Annotated in this window: 16 protein-coding genes; 9 read left to right on the plus strand and 7 right to left on the minus strand. The window is 64.2% G+C overall.

Annotated features, from left to right (window positions below; genetic code table 11):
* Positions 1–210: 210 nt before the first annotated feature.
* Positions 211–1,368 (plus strand): SMP-30/gluconolactonase/LRE family protein, encoded by a 1,158-nt coding sequence (locus ABD687_RS12065; RefSeq protein ID WP_310290877.1) that lies wholly within the window; start codon positions 211–213, stop codon positions 1,366–1,368.
* Between the two features lie 317 nt (positions 1,369–1,685).
* Positions 1,686–2,363: a TetR/AcrR family transcriptional regulator gene (locus ABD687_RS12070; RefSeq protein ID WP_310290875.1), complete on the plus strand. Its 678-nt coding sequence runs from the start codon at positions 1,686–1,688 to the stop codon at positions 2,361–2,363.
* Between the two features lie 59 nt (positions 2,364–2,422).
* Here ABD687_RS12070 and ABD687_RS12075 read toward each other — a convergent pair whose 3' ends face one another.
* From ABD687_RS12075 to ABD687_RS12085, 3 genes are all read right to left on the minus strand, one after another.
* The gene (locus ABD687_RS12075) at positions 2,423–4,666 is read right to left on the minus strand and encodes a cytochrome P450 (protein ID WP_310290873.1); all 2,244 of its coding nucleotides are present in this window, start codon (positions 4,664–4,666) and stop codon (positions 2,423–2,425) included.
* A 16-nt stretch (positions 4,667–4,682) separates the two neighbouring features.
* Positions 4,683–5,840 (minus strand): serine hydrolase domain-containing protein, encoded by a 1,158-nt coding sequence (locus tag ABD687_RS12080; RefSeq protein WP_310290871.1) that lies wholly within the window; start codon positions 5,838–5,840, stop codon positions 4,683–4,685.
* Positions 5,841–5,907: 67 nt separating this feature from the next.
* The gene (locus tag ABD687_RS12085) at positions 5,908–6,771 is read right to left on the minus strand and encodes an SDR family NAD(P)-dependent oxidoreductase (protein ID WP_310290870.1); all 864 of its coding nucleotides are present in this window, start codon (positions 6,769–6,771) and stop codon (positions 5,908–5,910) included.
* Between the two features lie 304 nt (positions 6,772–7,075).
* On the opposite strand from ABD687_RS12085, the gene ABD687_RS12090 reads away from it, so the two are divergent.
* The 7 genes from ABD687_RS12090 to ABD687_RS12120 all read left to right on the plus strand — a co-directional run bounded on the left by ABD687_RS12090 (position 7,076) and on the right by ABD687_RS12120 (position 13,677).
* Positions 7,076–7,588, plus strand: a complete 513-nt coding sequence (locus tag ABD687_RS12090; RefSeq protein ID WP_310290868.1) for an HtaA domain-containing protein — start codon at positions 7,076–7,078, stop codon at positions 7,586–7,588.
* Between the two features lie 531 nt (positions 7,589–8,119).
* Complete coding sequence (locus tag ABD687_RS12095) at positions 8,120–9,457, plus strand: MFS transporter (protein ID WP_310290864.1); 1,338 nt, start codon at positions 8,120–8,122, stop codon at positions 9,455–9,457.
* Positions 9,458–9,520: 63 nt separating this feature from the next.
* On the plus strand, positions 9,521–10,642 hold the full coding sequence (locus ABD687_RS12100) for a maleylacetate reductase (RefSeq protein WP_310290863.1): 1,122 nt from the start codon (positions 9,521–9,523) through the stop codon (positions 10,640–10,642).
* Between the two features lie 28 nt (positions 10,643–10,670).
* The gene (locus tag ABD687_RS12105; RefSeq protein ID WP_310290860.1) at positions 10,671–11,588 is read left to right on the plus strand and encodes a dioxygenase family protein; all 918 of its coding nucleotides are present in this window, start codon (positions 10,671–10,673) and stop codon (positions 11,586–11,588) included.
* Between the two features lie 56 nt (positions 11,589–11,644).
* Complete coding sequence (locus ABD687_RS12110; protein ID WP_310290858.1) at positions 11,645–12,043, plus strand: carboxymuconolactone decarboxylase family protein; 399 nt, start codon at positions 11,645–11,647, stop codon at positions 12,041–12,043.
* Complete coding sequence (locus ABD687_RS12115; protein ID WP_310290856.1) at positions 12,036–12,911, plus strand: NAD(P)-dependent oxidoreductase; 876 nt, start codon at positions 12,036–12,038, stop codon at positions 12,909–12,911. The genes ABD687_RS12110 and ABD687_RS12115 overlap by 8 nt, the downstream gene beginning before the upstream one ends.
* Positions 12,912–13,056: 145 nt before the next feature.
* The gene (locus ABD687_RS12120) at positions 13,057–13,677 is read left to right on the plus strand and encodes a flavin reductase family protein (RefSeq protein ID WP_310290854.1); all 621 of its coding nucleotides are present in this window, start codon (positions 13,057–13,059) and stop codon (positions 13,675–13,677) included.
* A 188-nt stretch (positions 13,678–13,865) separates the two neighbouring features.
* Here ABD687_RS12120 and ABD687_RS12125 read toward each other — a convergent pair whose 3' ends face one another.
* The 4 genes from ABD687_RS12125 to ABD687_RS12140 are packed head-to-tail and all read right to left on the minus strand — an operon-like array spanning position 13,866 to position 17,296.
* Complete coding sequence (locus tag ABD687_RS12125) at positions 13,866–14,240, minus strand: FmdB family zinc ribbon protein (protein ID WP_310290852.1); 375 nt, start codon at positions 14,238–14,240, stop codon at positions 13,866–13,868.
* Positions 14,240–15,064 carry an N-acyl homoserine lactonase family protein gene (locus tag ABD687_RS12130; RefSeq protein WP_310290849.1) on the minus strand — a complete coding sequence of 275 codons (825 nt, stop codon included), beginning with the start codon at positions 15,062–15,064 and terminating at the stop codon, positions 14,240–14,242. Before ABD687_RS12130 ends, ABD687_RS12125 begins: the two co-directional genes overlap by 1 nt.
* Positions 15,065–15,070: 6 nt before the next feature.
* A complete protein-coding gene (locus ABD687_RS12135; protein WP_310290847.1) occupies positions 15,071–16,078 on the minus strand; it encodes an alpha/beta fold hydrolase in 1,008 nt (335 codons plus the stop codon).
* Positions 16,079–16,084: 6 nt separating this feature from the next.
* Complete coding sequence (locus ABD687_RS12140) at positions 16,085–17,296, minus strand: cytochrome P450 (protein ID WP_310290845.1); 1,212 nt, start codon at positions 17,294–17,296, stop codon at positions 16,085–16,087.
* Positions 17,297–17,334 lie beyond the last annotated feature (38 nt).

The following is a 17,334-nucleotide window of genomic DNA, read 5'->3' on the forward strand; positions in this document are numbered from 1 at the left end:
AAGGCCTCAGCAGGCATCTGCACGGCCCTGATGAGACCACAGGAGATTCACTTGCAAGGCGAGTCGGCATCGACCACGTGATGCTGAATCATTTCGGCCCGCCGACCTGGTCGGCCGAATAAACGGAAAGAGACGGCCAGCTCTGTATATGAGTGGCCATTTGCTTGCACGAGAGGACCTGATGAAAATTCAAGTAAGAGGTGCCGCGGCATGATCCGAGCACATTTTGGACGGAAAGCCATAGCCGGCTCTTCAATTGCCCTGTTTGCCCTGCTGGCCAGCGGATGCGCCGAATCGGCGACAGGTCAGGCGGGCGGGCCAAAGGATGGCACTACTTCAGCCAGCCCGACAGACTCTGTCGCCGAAGGCTGGAATGAACGACTGGTTGACGCCCCTTCCAAACCCGAGGACCTCATCGAATTGCCCGGGACGGAATCGTTGATCGTTAGTGGCATGTCGGCGGATCCGGGCAACGACGCTGGCGGCTCCGGGCACCTGTATCTCATGGGCAAGTCGACTTTCGAGCTGACCGAAATCTGGCCAGAACGCAAGCACGCCGTGGAGCTGGATAAGAAGCTTTACGGCGACTGTCCCGCTCCCCCTTCACTGAATGTTGCATCGCCGCATGGAATAGGGCTGGAAGAGCAGACCGATGGAACGAGTCGGCTCTATGTCGTGAACCACGGCGGCAGGGAATCCGTCGAGGTCTTTAGCCTTGCGCCCTCGCCCCAAGGCAATGTGGACGTCACCTGGATTGGCTGTGAATTGCTGCCGAAGGGGACGTTCGGCAACGGCGTCGCCCCGGATCCGGCCTCGGACGGTTTCTACGTGACGAACTACTTCGACCCCTCCGACATGATGGCTGGCTTCAAGACGGCTTTCGCCGGAGATGAGACCGGCTACGTCCTGCATTCCACCCCCTCCCAGGGATGGGAGAAGGTCCGCGGCTCTGAGATGTCCGCACCAAACGGCATCGCCGTGTCCGAGGACGGCAAGAGCATATTTGCGGCCGGCTGGGGCAGCAGGGACATCCGAAAGTTCTCGGTTGACGAACCCGACGCAGCTCCACAAGTCTTGGAACTTGGTTTCATGCCGGATAACTTGCGTTGGACCGCCTCGGGAACCCTTCTGGTGACGGGACAGGACATCGACAGTTTCGAGACTTTCCAAGGATTCCGCAGCGGAGCCACCGCACCCAAGCCGGGCTTCCAAGTCATGGAAATCCAACCCGGCGACTTCACCGCCAAGGAGATCGCCTCGGGAAATTCGACAGGTTTTACCAACGCCACCACGGTCATAGAAGTTAACGGGAGCCTCTTGATCGGAAGTGTCGACGGCAACAAGATCATGGAATTGACGAAGCCATAGCGACACCATGTTCAACGGACCGCAGGAACCACCCGGGCAGCTGGAACCAGTAGCTGCCCGGGCGGTTCCTGCGGGTTGTGTACCATCCCGGTCCCGTAGGTCCGGGCCATCGATCGCAGGGCGTCCTGTGCTCCTAGGGGACACCAAGATCCGCGCAGAACATGGCCCCCTGGACCCGGTGCTTGACCTGGGGACCCGCCGCCTTGGTGATTTCGGATCCACCACTCCACCGCACGCCGCGACGCACTGCTCCGCTTTGGGCCATTCCCGCCGCGGCTTCCGTCTTGTGCGGTCCTCCGGTGATAAAATCGAGTGAAATGACTGCCCCAGAGAAGAAGTCCGCGCAGCGGGGTCGCAGCAGCGAATTGCTGGATATCCCAGGCCAAAAGCCGTCATCGCGCGAAGCCCAGAAGCGCCTCACCCGGGAACGCCTGATCACCGCCGGCGAAGCCGAATTCAGGATTCGCGGCTACAACGAAACGACCGCGGAGAACATCGCCACGTCCGCCGGGACAAGTCGCGCCACCTTCTACGTGTATTTCAAGTCCAAGGCCGAAGTGGTGCTGGAACTGATGCAGCGATCGTCCCCCGATGTGCTGCGCGCCTACAGCGACCTTGACGCCATCACGAAGCCGACCCTGCGCAATGTCAAGGCCTGGCTGCGCAGCACCATGGCCCTGTGGGATACGCGGCGCAGCGATTTCACCATCATGGAACAAGCGCTCGCCAACGACGACGCGGTGACCGACATGTGGATTTCCACTCTGGCCAATTCCTACCAGGTCATGCCCCGGACCTTCGGCCGGTTCACCAATGCCAAGGATCATGAAAAGGCCAGGCTGCACCTTTTGACGCTGCAGTCGGCCTTGGAACGGATGATGTACTTCGCCGTGATCCGGCGCCGGCCCGTGAAGATGGACCTGTTGCTCGACACCCTCGCCGACCAGTGGCTGGCCTTCCTGGAATCGACCTTCCCGGAATCCGAAAAGGGCTGACCCCACCGACTTTTGAGTCGGCGGAGCCAGCCCCCTTGGGGAACCAAGGCGTCGGTGAGCTACAGCGAGAGCTTAAGCGGGCACCCGCCCTTGGAGCGCGAGACGCAGATGAACATCGAGTCGCATGCGACCTTTTCCTCGTCCGTCAGGATCGAATCCCGGTGGTCCACCTCGCCCGAAACCACCGGTGTTTCGCAGGTTCCGCAGGTTCCCTCGCCGCACGAGGAGATCACCGAGAGCCCCTCGGCCTCGGCGACTTCCAGGATGCTCTTGCCCACCGGAATGTTCAGCGTGACGCCGCTGTCAACGCATTCCACCTCGAAGGGGACATCCCCGCCGGTGTCGAATTCCTTGGCCACGAAACGTTCGACATGCAGGCTGCCGGAGGGCCAGTGCGCCGAAGCCGCTTCCACCACCTTGAGCAACGGTTCGGGTCCGCAGCAGTAGATCAGAGTGTCCGGCTGGACCTCGCCCAGGAGCTCGTTGAAGTTGACGTAACCCTCGGTTTCCTCCGGGGCCAGCCTGACCTTCTCGCCGAATGCCTGCAGTTCGTCGGTGAACGCCATGGTGGCCAGGGAGCGTCCGCCATAGACCATGGACCACTGGGCACCATCGCGTTCGGCCTGGGTCGCCATGGCCAGGATCGGGGTCACCCCGATCCCGCCGGCAATGAAGATGTAGCGGCGAGAGGGCAGCAGTGCGAAGTTGTTGCGCGGGTGGCTTACCGTCACGAGGTCGCCTTCCTGCACGGTCTCGTGAATGCCCTTGGAGCCGCCTCGGCCGTTGGCTTCCTTCAGGACGCCGATGCGCCACGCGCCTTGATCGCCCTCCGGGGTGCAGAGCGAGTACTGCCGCACCAGGTCCCCGACCTGGACATCGATGTGGGCGCCGGGTTTCCATGACGGAAGTGCCGCACCGCTGGGATCGACCAGCGACAGGGAGATCACGCCGTCCGATTCCTGCACCCGCGAGCCGACCCTAAGCTGCAGGGTGGCCATCGGATCGGCGGGAAGTTCGCGTCCGTGCCCGGACTCGATGGCTTTCGCATCCCACTTGACCTGCAGGCTGCGCCGCACAGGCAGCAGGGCCATCCGGATGAAGTCCAGTTCCCAGTTCTCCGCGGGGTGCAATCCCGGAAGCCGTTCGTACAACACCTCCAGGCCAACCGCGCCCTGGACCCGGGCCAACGGCTGGCCCAGGCAGGTGTGGCGTCCCTTGGTGAAGGAGAGGTGGTCCCGCGGATCCTCGCGGTGGATATCAAACTCAAAGGGCCGCTCGACATGGTCGGGATCCACGTTGACGCTGGCCAGGGAAATCCAGACCATGTCCCCGGCCTTGATCTCCGCCCCTCCGAGGGTCACGTCGATGTTGGAGCGCCGGGAGGCAAAGGGCGAGGACGGGCGGCGGCGGACGGTCTCGTCGAACACGCGCTGCCACAGCGCCGAATCCTCCAGCGCCTCAGTGACGCTTTGAGGGGAATCGTTGAGGAAGAGCACCGCGTTGGCCATGGCCTGGGCGGTGGTGTCGGTGCCGGCGGCGGCGAATTCACTCAGGTGCAGCGCGATCTGCGCCTCGGAGAGCGAGTAGTTGCCGTCCTTGTCCTTGTCGCGGGCCATGACCGAGATCAGGTCCTCGTTCTGGCTTTCGCGGCGTTCGGCCACGATGCCGCGCAGGACCAGCTGGGTCTTGACGTAGCGGTCCCACACCTCGGAGCGCCGCGGCTCGGGCAGTTCCTCCTGGGCGCTGGCCAGGACCTGGAAGAAGTCGTCGCGCAGCTGGTGCATCATCGGCACGTACTCGGACCCGAGGTCCATAAGCGCCATCAGCGTTTGGGTTGTCAGTTCCAGGCAGTAGTTCTCCAGCAAATCGATCTCGCCCAGGGAGTCGAACTTGTCCAGGATGCGATGTGCGCGGGCTTCGATCTCCGGGCGCAGGGCCTCAATGCGTGGCTGGAGGAACCCCTTTTGCGCTACGCGGCGGGCGATGGTGTGGCCCATGGGGTCCGAGCCCACCAGGATCCGGGAGATCAGTTCCGGGGGCATGGTCGCGGCGTGGGCGTCGGGCACCGGGATCAGGCCGGCGTTGGAGGCACTGGAGAATTTCTTCCAGTCCGAGAGCACGAACTCGGCATCCGCGCGCCGGTTGACGATCCAGGCATTGAGGTAGGGGAAGAAGAACGTTTCGACGTCCCCCCTGGCCTCGGTGATGTGCCGGGTGGGGTCCCGGTAGTAGGCATCGCCCATAGGGTCGAAGTCCGGCGCCAAGGGACCGCGCATTTGATCGATTGCTGGTGTGGTGGTCATGTTGTTGCTCCGGGGATCAGAGGGCTGCCGAGGCAGCGATGGTGGAAAGTTTCTGGAAGCGCAGGACGTTGTCGCCTTCGTCCATGACGCCGGAGGTCAGGCAGACGAACGTCATATCGCGTTCGGGATCGATCCAGAAGAGGGTCGAACCGGCACCGTAGTTCCCGTGCGTGCGCGGGCTGGTGAAGGGGCCGAAGAACGAGGGGTGGGTGCCGGTCCCGCTCAGGGAGAAGCCGAGCCCGAAATTTCCCGGCGGCTCTTCCCAGCCGCGCATCTTGGCGATCATGGCGTAGAGATCGTTGGTCATGTCGCCGGTCTGCAGCGTGGTTGCGGCGTCCAGGATGGCCGGGGCAATCACCGACTTGCCGTTGGCTTGGCCATTGCGGCGGATCATTTCGGCAAAGGCGAAGACGTCCCGGGCGGTGGACACGGAGCCCACCCATGGCATTTCGGCGTCCTCGTTGACCACGTCGTTGAGGTCCTCGACGTCCTTGGGCGAGAGCCAGCCGCTGTCGGGGATGTAGGCCTTGAGCGGAACCACCCGCTCCTTCCATTCGTCCAACGGCCCGAAGCGGGTGTCCTTCATGTCCAGGACGGAGAACAGGTTCTTCTCGGCCAGCTCCCGGAACGAGGAGGCCCCATAGACCCGGCGAAGCATCTCGCCCATCAAGGCGTGGTTGATGGCCGGCGAGTACGTGAGGTTGGTTCCAGGTTCGTGGATCACGTCGAGCTTGCAGATCGCGGCAATGACGTTTTCCAGGTTGCCAAGTTCGGCGGTGGGCAACGGTTCGGGGGTGGCCGGCATGCCCGAACGGTGGGTCAGCAGGTGGGCGAGGTTCACCCGGTCCTTGCGCATGGTGCGGAAACGGTCGACTCCCCAGAACTCGGGGATCACGTCCACGACCCGGGTGCTCAACTGCAGCTTTCCCTCGCCCAGGGCCTGGTAAACCAAGGCGTTGGTGAAGGCCTTGGTCAGCGACAACACCCGGAAGATGTCATCCTCCTTGAGCTTCCGTCCGCCGGCGCGGTCGGCCCAGCCGATCGTGGCGTCGAGGCCCACTTCACCGTGGCGGGCCACCATGATGCGTGCGCCGTCGTAGGTGCCTTCGTTGATGTCGTTGCGGATGGTGGTCTCGAGCAGTTCGAGGGTCTCGGCGTTGAGGTGGGCGCTCATGGTTCTCCTTGGAAATCCGGGAATGGGGGGGTGGGCCAGGAAACGGGTGGAACGGTCGGGTTCCGGACTACATGTGCAGGCCGCCGGAGGGCGAGAGGGTCTGCCCGGTGTAGTAGGCGCCTGCCTCGCTGGAGAGGAAGAGCAAGGTCTGGGCGATTTCCTCGGGCGTGGCCGGTCGCTTGATCGGCTGCATGCCGATCAGCATGCCCGTGATTTCCTCGGGCTGCTGGCGGAAGAGCGGGGTGTCAACCGCCCCGGGGGCAATGGCGTTGACGCGGATATTGAACGGTGCGAGTTCGGCGGCGGCACCACGGGTCATGCCAAGCACCCCGGCCTTCGATGCCGGGTAGTACAGCGGCATGGGCACACCCATCAGCGCCGCCGCGCTGGAGACATTCACGATTGCTCCGCCGCCGGTGCGCTTGAGAAGCGGCGCCGCTGCCCGAATCACGTAGAACGGGCCAAAGAGGTTCACGTCCATGACGCGGCGGAAGTCCTCGTCGGAGATGTCGGACAGGAAATCGGGGTGGAACTCCTCACCGGACTGCGCGGCACGGAAGGACTTGACGTTGGACTCGACGAGCTTTTCGTTGGCCGCGCGGCTCGGGGCGTTGACGCCGGCGGCATTGATCACGATGTCCAGCCGTCCATGCTTTGCCTCGACATCCGCGAAGAGTTCATTGACTGCGGCCGAATCTGCGACATCCAGCGGTGCGGTGTGGATGTTTTCTGCCGTGGAGTGTTCCCGCGCCAGGCCGTCTGCGGAAAGATCGGCGGCAATGACGATTGCGCCTTCCGCGGCGAAGGTGCGGGCCGTGGACAGGCCGATCCCTGAGGCCGCACCCGTAATGACGGCAACCTTGCCGTGAAGCCTTCCGGCGGTCGCGAAAGCAGTCGTGCTGGTTTCCGGAACGGCTGGGGTGAGGGTCATGGGAGTCCTATCAGGAGGTGGCAACGAGCCGGAGAAAAGTAATCCGCGTCACCGGATTTGCGTGGCGCGTGTCACCATCATTGCAACTCGCTAGACACTTGTCCAGTGAGTTTCGGAAAATCTTTGTGTGTTCACGGGCAACGATCGGTCAACTTGCCAGACGCGTGTCCACCGTGGATGATGGGAAAACTTCCGTGACCCACGTCCCATTTCCGACGCGACCACACCGCCCCCTTGCACTCAGCTGCTCGGGCGCACGGTTTGATGTCGATGATTTCCTGCTTCCCACACCGAAGGGTGACCCATGACCGACCACATCGACTCCCACGAAAGCGCGACACCTCCGCTTGGCCTCACGTGGGGCATCAAGCGCAGCTTCGTGCGATATATTTCGTTCCTCCCCGACGTCTCGGTATCCATCGAGGGCGGCGCCGAGGCAACCAATGGGAGCTACTTCAACTTCGCACCCAATGGCGGAAAGCTGGATCCGCACACCGGCTACGGCACCCTGCACTTCAAAGGCGAAGTCCGCATGTCCGGACACGGCGGGATGATGCGTTTGGATCTGCTGGACCCCTGGGTTGCCCTGACCCCCCAAGGTGCGAGCCTCGGCATATCCGCAGGACCCGCAACCGGCGGGATAATCCTGGCCACCCTGGAACTGCCACCGCCAGAGGCACTGAAAACCGGCACACTCTGGCAAGACGTCCCGACGCTTCTCGCCCCCGGCGGCGTCGCGCTCTTCAACGACCAGTACCCCGTTGGCCAGGAAATGGATCCCCTCTTCATCAACCTCCCCATCACGCCTGCGGGCTGATCAAAGGACCGGCGGCACCACTCCGGCGCCGATGCCCGGGCAACGAATACGCCCGGCTTCAGCGATTCCCATGGCGCTTTCCAGAGTCAGCGCCATCTTTCTTCGCCCGCCGCCAAGCGCGGATCAACGTCTCCGCCACCACCGCCCGCACCCGGCCTCGGTCCACCGAGACGATCCGGGGGCAGGCAAGCCCACTGTCAACATCGACTCCCGCGATCGGTGTCGATTTCGAGCGCCACACTGCCACGCTCGACGAGCTCTTTGCGTCGCGCGCATCCGCCAACCCCGGCCATCGCGGAATCCGACGATCTCCTGAAACCTTGGTCCGCTGGCATAAACAGCCGCCTGCCAACCGCCGAAACAACCCCTCGGCCAAGGAATCCCCGAATTTCAGGCCATACACAAAACGTATATTGTCCGCGACTCAATTACTTGTTCTATATGTATTGGACTTCTAGGATCGGTGTGACTCGCCACACACAAACGTTCCGATCCGCTCCCGATTCAGACCAACCTCCAGGAGGATGCCCAATGTCGAGCATCACGACTACACCCCCGACACCACGCCAATCGTTGCGTCGCGTCGCGGCCGCCTCACTGGCGGGAAACGCCATCGAGTACTACGACTTCTCCATCTACGGACTGGCCGCAGCCCTCGTCTTCCCCCAGATCTTCTTCCCGTCCTCCGACCCGCTGGTGGGAACGTTGGCAAGCTTTGGGGCTTTGGCTGTCGGTTACCTCTCCCGCCCACTGGGAGCAATCGTCTTCGGGCACTTCGGTGACAAGATCGGGCGCAAGCCCATGCTGGTGTTCACGTTGCTGCTCATGGGCATTGCAACGCTCGCGATCGGCCTGCTTCCCACCTATAACGAAATCGGCATCTGGGCCGCCGTCATCCTGATCTTCCTGCGCTTCGTGCAGGGCATCGCGTTCGGCGGCGAATGGGGCGGTGCCATCCTCATGGCCTTTGAATACGCACCCGAGAACCGTCGCGGCTTCTTCGCCGCCGTGCCCCAGGTCGGACCGGCAACCGGCGCACTGCTCGGCAACGCCGCTTTCCTGGCCGTCACGCTGCTGCCGCGCGAAGACGTTCTCGCCTGGGCTTGGCGCGTCCCCTTCATCCTCAGCTTCGTACTGGTCATCGTGGGCATGTTCATCCGCCTCAAGATTGCCGAATCCCCCGAGTTCCAGACCACCAAGGACAAGGGACTCGAGGTCAAGGTTCCCCTGGCCTCAGTCTTCAAGAACAATTTCAAGGCCGTCCTGCTCGTGGCCGGCAGCTTCCTGGGCTTCGGAGCCTTCTCCATCGTGGTCATGACCTTCCTCGTCGGTTACAGCCAGAACACGCTGGGCATCCCCGCCTCCACCATGCTGAGCTTCACCATGATCGCCTTTGTCCTCCAGATCCCCATGATCCTGCTCTCCGGTCACCTCTCGGACAAGTACGGCCGCAAGGTGCTCGTCATCTTTGGAACGCTCGCTGCGATCGCAGGCATCATCTTCATGTTCGCTGCCGTCGTCTCTACCCAGCCGGCATTGATCGGTGTTGCGTACGCCCTGGGCTTCGGCTGCCTCTACACCTTCTGCTACGGCATGCAGCCTGCACTCTTCGCCGACAGCTTCCCCGCCGAGGTCAGGTTCACCGGCATGAGCCTGGGCTACCAGCTGGGCAACGTCCTGGGCTCGGGATTCACCCCGCTCATCGCCACCTGGCTGGTCATGTCCACCGGCAGCATCGTCTTCGTCCCGGTCTTCGTGGTCGCAACGCTGCTGATCTCACTGGTCTGCCTGTTGCAGTTGGTCAAGCTGGCCCGGCTGCGCAAGCAGGTTGAAGCACGGGATTTTGCCACCGCTGCCGCGGGCATCTGACACCACTTTCCGTTCCGTCCTCGCGGTCACACCGCTCCCCACTTCCACAGTCAAAGGACCACCATGCAGTTTGAACACACCACCCTGGGCCAGCGGGTCCTCTTCGGAACCGGCCTGGCCGCCGAACACGTGGCCGCCGAAACCGCGCGGCTCGGGGCCACGAACATCATGTGCATCGCTTCGGAGTTCGAGCGCGAATTCGCCCAGATCGCCCTGGCGCAGGTGCAGGTCGCCCTGTGGCACACGGACGTGGTCCAGCATGTGCCGATCGCCAATGCCGTCGGTGCCCGCCAGGCGGCGACGGACGCACACATCGATCTGATCGTGTGCGTGGGCGGCGGCTCCACCACCGGCCTGGCCAAGGCCGTGGCCCTGACCACCGGGATTCCCATCATTGCCGTTCCCACCACCTATGCGGGTTCGGAGGCCACCAACGTCTGGGGCCTGACCGAGGAGGCCACCAAGACCACGGGTGCTGATGACAAGGTGCTTCCGGCCACCGTCATCTACGACGCGGCCCTGACCCTTGGCCTTCCGGTGGGGTTGTCCGTGGCCTCGGGCCTCAATGCCCTGGCCCACTGCGTGGATTCCTTGTGGGCACCGCGCGCCGATCCCATCAATGCGGCACTGGCTGCCGAGGGCGTGCGCGCCCTGGCGCAGGGCCTGCCGCTGATCCACTCCGATCCCACCGACATCACGGGCCGTGAAACCGCCCTCTACGGCGCCTACCTCTCCGCCGTGGCCTTCGCCTCTGCAGGTTCGGGCCTGCACCACAAGATCTGCCACGTGCTGGGCGGAACGTTCAACATGCCGCACGCCGAAACCCATGCGACGGTCCTGCCCTACGTGCTGGCCTTCAATGCTCCTTCGGCCCCCGAAGCCGCCTCACGGCTATCGGCCGCCATCCGCGCAGGCCTGGGCGCCAGCGCTCCGGCATTGGACGGACTGGACGCCGCGGCCGAAGCCGTCGCACTGCTGAACGAACTGCGCACCCGCTTGGACGCCCCCCGCGCCCTGGCCGACTACGGCTTCACGACGGCCGACATCCCGGAGGCGGTGTCCCGCATTCTCAAGGCAGCGCCCGCCTCCAACCCCACGGCCGTGACCGAATCCAACATCGCCGAGCTGCTCGGCGCGGCCCTTGCCGGAACGACTCCTGCCGTCCTGTCCCCGGCCCTCGCCTAAACACCACCCGAAACCCCCAGGAGCACACATGAGAATCGACAACGCCTTCACCGATGCCGCACCCGCCCAGGTTCTCTCGGATGAACAAATCGCACGCGAAGAGAACCTGGTCTCCGAGGTCATCGCTTCCTTTGCCGGCGGCGGCAGCGAACGCGACCGCGAGCTGATCAATGGCTTGGTCCGCCACCTCCATTCCTACATTCGCGAGGTGCGCCTCACCGAGGAGGAATGGAGCACCGCGATCGGATTCCTGACGCGCGCCGGCCACATCACCACCGACACCCGCCAGGAATTCATTCTCCTGTCCGACGTCCTGGGCGCCTCAATGCAAACCATTGCCGTGAACAACGAGGCGGTCGGCGACGCCACCGAGGCCACCGTGTTCGGTCCGTTCTTCGTTGAGAACGCCCCGGAAATCGCCATCGGCGGGGACATCTCCGGCGGAGCCGCCGGGGAGGCCTGCTGGGTCGAGGGCAGCGTCAAGGACACCGCGGGAAACCCCTTGCCCGGTGCCCGAATCGAGGTCTGGGAAGCTGACGAGGAAGGGTTCTACGACGTCCAGTACAACGACGGCCGGACCGCGGCCCGCGCCCACCTGCACGCCGACGCGGACGGGAACTACGCGTTCTGGGCACTGACCCCCACGCCCTACCCGATTCCCCATGACGGCCCGGTGGGCCAGCTGCTGGAGCGCTTCGACCGCTCCCCGGTGCGCACCTCGCACCTGCACTTCATGGTCTCGGCCCCGGAAACCCGCACCTTGGTCACCCACATCTTCGTCGACGGCTGCGAGTACCTGGACAAGGATTCGGTCTTTGGCGTCAAGGAATCCCTGATCAAGGACTTCATTTCGCAGCCTGCAGGAACGCCGGCCCCGGATGGACGGGACTTGGAGGGCAAGCCGTGGAAGCGGGTTGCCTTCGACATCGTCCTGCCGCCGGCCTAGGCATCTCCCTCACCACCCGCTCTTCCGAACCCGCACCAAAAGAAACAGGACCCACCATGGAAAACCACCACACCCACGCCGAAACCCTGCAGGAAGGCCTGGACATCCGCAAGGAAGTCCTCGGTGCCGCCCACGTCGAGAAGTCCCTGGCCAACGCCACCGAATTTGGCAAGCCGATCCAGGAATTGGTCACCGAATACTGCTGGGGTGCCACCTGGTCCCGTCCGGGCCTGGACCGCAAGTCGCGCTCCATGATCAACCTGGCGATGCTCACCGCACTGAACCGCGGCCACGAACTCTCCGTGCACGTCAAGGGTGCCATCAACAACGGCGTCACGCCGGAGGAGATCCAGGAGGTGCTGCTGCAGAGCGCCATCTACGTGGGCGTGCCCGCGGCCCTGGAGTCCTTCCGCATCGCCGAGGCGACCCTGAAGGAGATGAGCATCAATGTCTAAGCCACGCATCGGGTTCATCGGCCTCGGCAACATGGGCACGCCCATGTCCGCACGCCTGCTCGAGGCCGGATACACCGTCATCGGCACCGACCTGTCCGCCGAGAACCGCGCCCGGCTGGTGGCCTCCGGAGGAAGCGCGGTTCAAAGCACCGGCGAGGTCGCGGCCTTGGCCGACGTGCTGATCCTGATGCTGCCGAACTCCTCGATTGTCGAGTCCGTCCTGGAAAGCGACGGCGCCGCGGCGGCACTTCCCCAAGGCGCCATCGTGGTGGACATGAGTTCCTCCGAGCCCTTGCGCACCCGCGCACTGGCCGAACGCCTGGCCATATCAGGCGGCCCCACGCTCGTCGACGCCCCGGTGTCCGGCGGCGTGGGCGGAGCCGTCACCGGAAAGCTGACCATCATGGCAGGCGGCGACGCCGAGACCATCGAAACCCTGCGCCCGATCCTTGAAGTCCTGGGCAAGGTGCGCCACACCGGGGAGGTGGGCTCGGGCCATGCGCTCAAGGCCCTGAACAACCTGCTTTCCGCAACCCACTTGCTGGTCACCTCCGAGGCCATGGCCGCGGGCAAGGAGTTCGGGCTGGACCCGCAGACCATGCTCGAGGTCTTCAACTCCTCCAGCGGACGCAGCGGTTCCACCGAGAACAAGTGGCCCAACTTCATCCTGCCGGGCAGCTTCGATTCGGGCTTCGGCCTGGCCCTGATGCTCAAGGACATGAAGATCGCCGCAAGCCTGGCCGAGTCCCTGGGCCGTCCCTCGCAGCTCGGTGCACGTGCCGTCGAGCTCTGGGGCCAGGCGGCCACCGAGCTGGATCCGGCCTCGGACCACACGGAGATTGCCCGCTGGGCGGCGTCGAAAGACTGACCCGCAGCATCGCTGATGGCGTCTTTTTCTCGTGGATCATCCGCAGAAACAGACGCCATTGGCGTTTGCTCCCCGGTGCGTCTTGCCCGCTCGATTTGGTGCGCGACCCGTGCGCAAAAAACATTCCTGCACCGTCGATTGATGATTGACTGAACAGATGAGTTCGCACTTCTACCGCCCAGCAGAGGGCCACCGGCTTCCGCATGATCCGTTTAATGCAATTGTCGGGCCGCGTCCGATCGGTTGGATTGGAACACTTTCCCCTGCCGGGGTTCGCAACCTCGCACCGTACAGCTTCTTCAATGCGTTCTCCTACACGCCACCACTCATTGGCTTCTCGAGCACCACCCGCAAGCACACCGCGCGCAACGCCCAGCTGAGCGGTGAGTTCACCTGGAACCTGGTCACGCGCCCCCTCGCAGAGCAGATGAACGCAACGTCAACAACGGCCGACGTCGATGAATTCGTCGCATCCGGCTTGGAGGCCGCTGATTCCGTTGATATCAGTGCGCCGCGTGTCGCGGCCTCGCCAGTGAGTTTCGAGTGCCGGGTCAGTGACGTCATTGAATTGCGTGGTGCAGACGGGCACACTTCTCCCGGTGTGCTCACGATCGGGGAAGTCATCGCGGTGCACATCGATGAGGCCCTGATTCGCGAGGGTATTTACCAGACGGCTCTCGCCCAGCCTGTCCTGCGTGCAGGCGGGCCAAGTGCCTACTTCGAGGCCCTTGCCCAGGGCCGCTTTGATCTCGTGAGGCCCCGCTAGAACTTCAGCGAAACAGCTCGACCCCAAACCGATTCCGTGGCACCCTTGGGGGGCCGTCGGACCACCGTCAGTGGGAGCCGGGCTTTTTGTCCGCAGAGGAGCGCTTTATCGGAGCGCACACCAAAAAACGGGTGGATTCCATACCTATATATAGGTATGGAATCCACCCGTTGTGTCGGAGCGACCCGTTAGTGGCTGTGGCCCACTACCTGGTGGACCGTCTTGGGTCCGGAGGTTTCGAACTCGCGTGTCTGCCGCTTGGTCTCGGCCTCGTAGGTTTCCAGGTCGCCGCGGTGGCGGGCCACCATGCGTCGGCGCGCCGATGGTGCCACGTGGCAGAGCCCGGGGACATCCGCGTTGTCGCGGCAGTCGATGCTGCCGGCCGCGGGAGCCACCGCCGCCAGGGACGCGCCGCTGCGCCCCAGGCCGCGGCTGGTGTACCGGCGACGGGCCACTCCGGAACACACCGGGCAGTCCTGGGATTCCGGTGCCGGGGCCGGGATGAAGAACTCGCTGTCCGCCGCGCAGTCGCCGCAACGGTAGTCAAAGAACATCCGGCTCATCAGGACAGCTCCCGCAGGGCCCCGCCGAAGTCCTCCCAGTCGCGCGGATCGTGGGCGATCCACAGCCGGGCGTTCTCCGCGTCGCGCAATTCCTTGAGCTTGGTGATGGACGCACGTGCCTCGCCGTAGTCCCAGTCCGAGGGATCCACTTCGTCCCATTCGACGGCTTCGCGCAGGTGCACGGTGTCGCCGGTGAGAATGACGTTCTGCGACGGCAGGCGAACCAGTGCGCTCAATTCGCCCGGGGTGTGCCCGGGCGTGTGGTGGATCTGGATGGCGCCGTCGCCGAACAGGTCAAAGACCGGCGCCTGGACGGTGGTCCAGGTGAAGTCCATGACCTCATCGGAGAAGTCGCCCGGGTTGAACAGATGCGCGGTGGCGGGACCGGGGCCCGCCGCCCATTGCAGTTCGCCGGGCCCGGCATAGAACTTCGCCTGCGGGAAGAGATACAGTCCGCCGGAGTGGTCGGCGTGGGTGTGCGAGAGCACCACGTGGGTCACGTCCTCGGGACGGTAGCCGAGCTTGGCCAGCTGCCGGTCGATGCGCTGCTCCGGCGTGCCGGAAATCATGGAGGTTTCCGGGCGGTCTCCGTAGACCAATGCCGGGTCCTCGCACACTCGCGGGTCCATGCCGGTGTCAAAGAGCACCAGGCCCTGTTCGTGTTCGATCACGTAGGCCGGAAGCGGGATCTGAACGGTGCCCTCGGCGCCGACCACCAGGTGCGCCGCGTCAATGGTCATCTTCGGCGAGTCCAGGCCCCACATGCGGATGTTGGTGGAACGTGCGGTGTGCGCGGGCGTGGCCCGTGCGTTTGTTTCTAACATCTTCTACTACCCCTCGTGGTTGATGTATTGCGGTTCCGGAACCCGTTGCGGGTTTCCGTGGTGATCCTTCTGGAGGCCTTCGATCCAGTCCAGGACTTCCTGGAAGACGTCGTGGTTGTTGGCTTCGAACACGAGTCCGTGCCCGTTGCCTGCGATGCCTTCGTTTCCCAGCGACAGGTGCGTGGCCACTGCACCCTGGGTGCGCAGGAAGTCGGTTGTTTCCTTGTCCGCGTCGCCGCGTCCGGAGGCTGCCCCGGACACCACGAGGACGGGAATGGAATCCAACCGGTCCCCTTCCAGCGGCACGGCAGTGGCCCCGAATTCCAGGGAGCCCCTTGCACCGAGGTCGCGGAACGGCGGACCAAGGGGTTCGACGGAGATGACCGCTTGGACCAGTTCGGGGACCCGGGAGGCCGCAAGCCACCCGGCCGCGGCCCCGGCGGAATGCGTGAGAAGGACACTGCGCCCGATGATCTTCAACAGATCCACCAGGCGACGGGCATCGAGCTCCTGGCCCAGGGCCGTGTCCAGCAGCATGCCGCCGGAGGAGGCGACCAATGCGTCGAGTTCCTTCGAGCCGGGTTTCCTCCCCCAGGCCCAGGCGGGGTTTGGCGTCGCCGAATCCCCGGAGGCCGCCGGCGGGACGAACACCGCCGCGACTCCCGCGTAATCCGGGAACGACGTGCGCGCTCCCAGCCGCGCGGGGTCATAAGGTGAACGGCCGTGGCCGGGCCGGTCCATCAGGTAGGCGGGGAATCCCGCCTCAACCGCCTGGACCGCCCAGCCCGGAGCCAAAGCCGAGACCCCCAGCCAGTCCGTGGATTGTCCTCCACCGCCATGGACGAAAACGAACGGCAACCCCGAGGTCCCGGACGCCGGAGCCTCCCACTGGACCCATGCCGGGCCCAGCTGCCAGGGTTGCGAATCCGCGTCGTTCACGTCGCCCGAAAGGAAGAATCCCCCGGTCCGAACCGTGCGCGCGGCGGCATCGGCGTGAGGTGCGGTGTTGGACATGCCGGGTTACCTGGCGACCGGAGTCAGCCGGACCGGGACCGAATCGTGCCCGAACGCTTGGTAGTTCACCGTCTGTCGCGGCTCCCCGACCAGTTCGATCTTCTCGATCCGCTCCACCATGGCGCGCAGCAGGGTCGTGGCCTCAAGGCGTGCCACCACATTGCCGGCGCAGGTGTGGATGCCGAAACCGAAGGAGAGGTGGCCACGGGCCATGTCCCGATCGACATGGAATTCGTTGGGGTTCACGAATTGCCGCGGGTCCCGGCCCGAGCCGAGCCACATGGTGAGGATCTTGGCACCTTCAGGGATCCGGACCCCGCCCAGGACGGTTTCCTTGATGGCCACGCGGCCGCCGTAGCGCGAGGCCGGGTAGAAGCGGATGGCTTCTTCCCACGCGTTGTCCACGAGGGACGGGTTCTCCCGCAGCTTCTGCCACTCGGCCGGGTTGTCGGCAAAGGCACGGACCATGGAGGCGATCGAGGCGGTGGTCGTGTCGAACCCGGCGGCAAAGATCGACTTGAGGATCTGCTGGGCCGTGTGTTCGGAGACCTTGCCCTCGTCGGCCATCTGGTAAAGCTGCCAGCCAATGCCGCCCTCGGACTGGCGTTCGCGCGCGGTGTTCTCCTCTACCCAGTCGATGGCCACCGCACCGCTTTCCAGCTTCTGCTTTTGGAGTTCGCTCGGCGGACCGAAAACGTTGAAGACCGCATCTCCGAACTTCAGCAGCAGTTCGCGGCCTCCCTCGGGCAGGCCCAGGACATCGGGGAACACCTTGAGGATGTACTTGACCGACAAGTCGTCAAAGGCGTCGATGTCCGCCGGACCGTCGGCCAGCATCTGGTCAAGGAGGCGCTCGGCCTCGGCCTTGAAGTATTCGCCCATCTTCTTGAGATTGCCCTCGTCAAAGACGCGCATGACGGCTCCCTTGGACGCCGTGTGCTCCGGCGGATCCTCGAGGATCAGCGTGCGCGGGCGGAAAGGCGACGGGGCATAGAACGGACGGTCGGTGCTGGAGAATGTCCGCCAGTCGCGAAGGGCCTTTTGGATCTCGGCGAAGCGGGTGATCGCGTAGTAGTCGTATTTTTCCATGTACACGACCGGCGCGATTTCCCGCTGCGCGCCGTCGTGTCCATGGACGTCATGCAACGATTCGAGCGAAAACGCGTCGTAGTCGGAAACTGGCGCTTCGATGACTTCTTGTGTGGATGGTACTGACATTTTCTGTTCCCCTTCGAATTCTTGAAATCTTGGATGCC

The organism is Paeniglutamicibacter sulfureus (assembly GCF_039535115.1).
Taxonomy (GTDB): domain Bacteria; phylum Actinomycetota; class Actinomycetes; order Actinomycetales; family Micrococcaceae; genus Paeniglutamicibacter; species Paeniglutamicibacter sulfureus.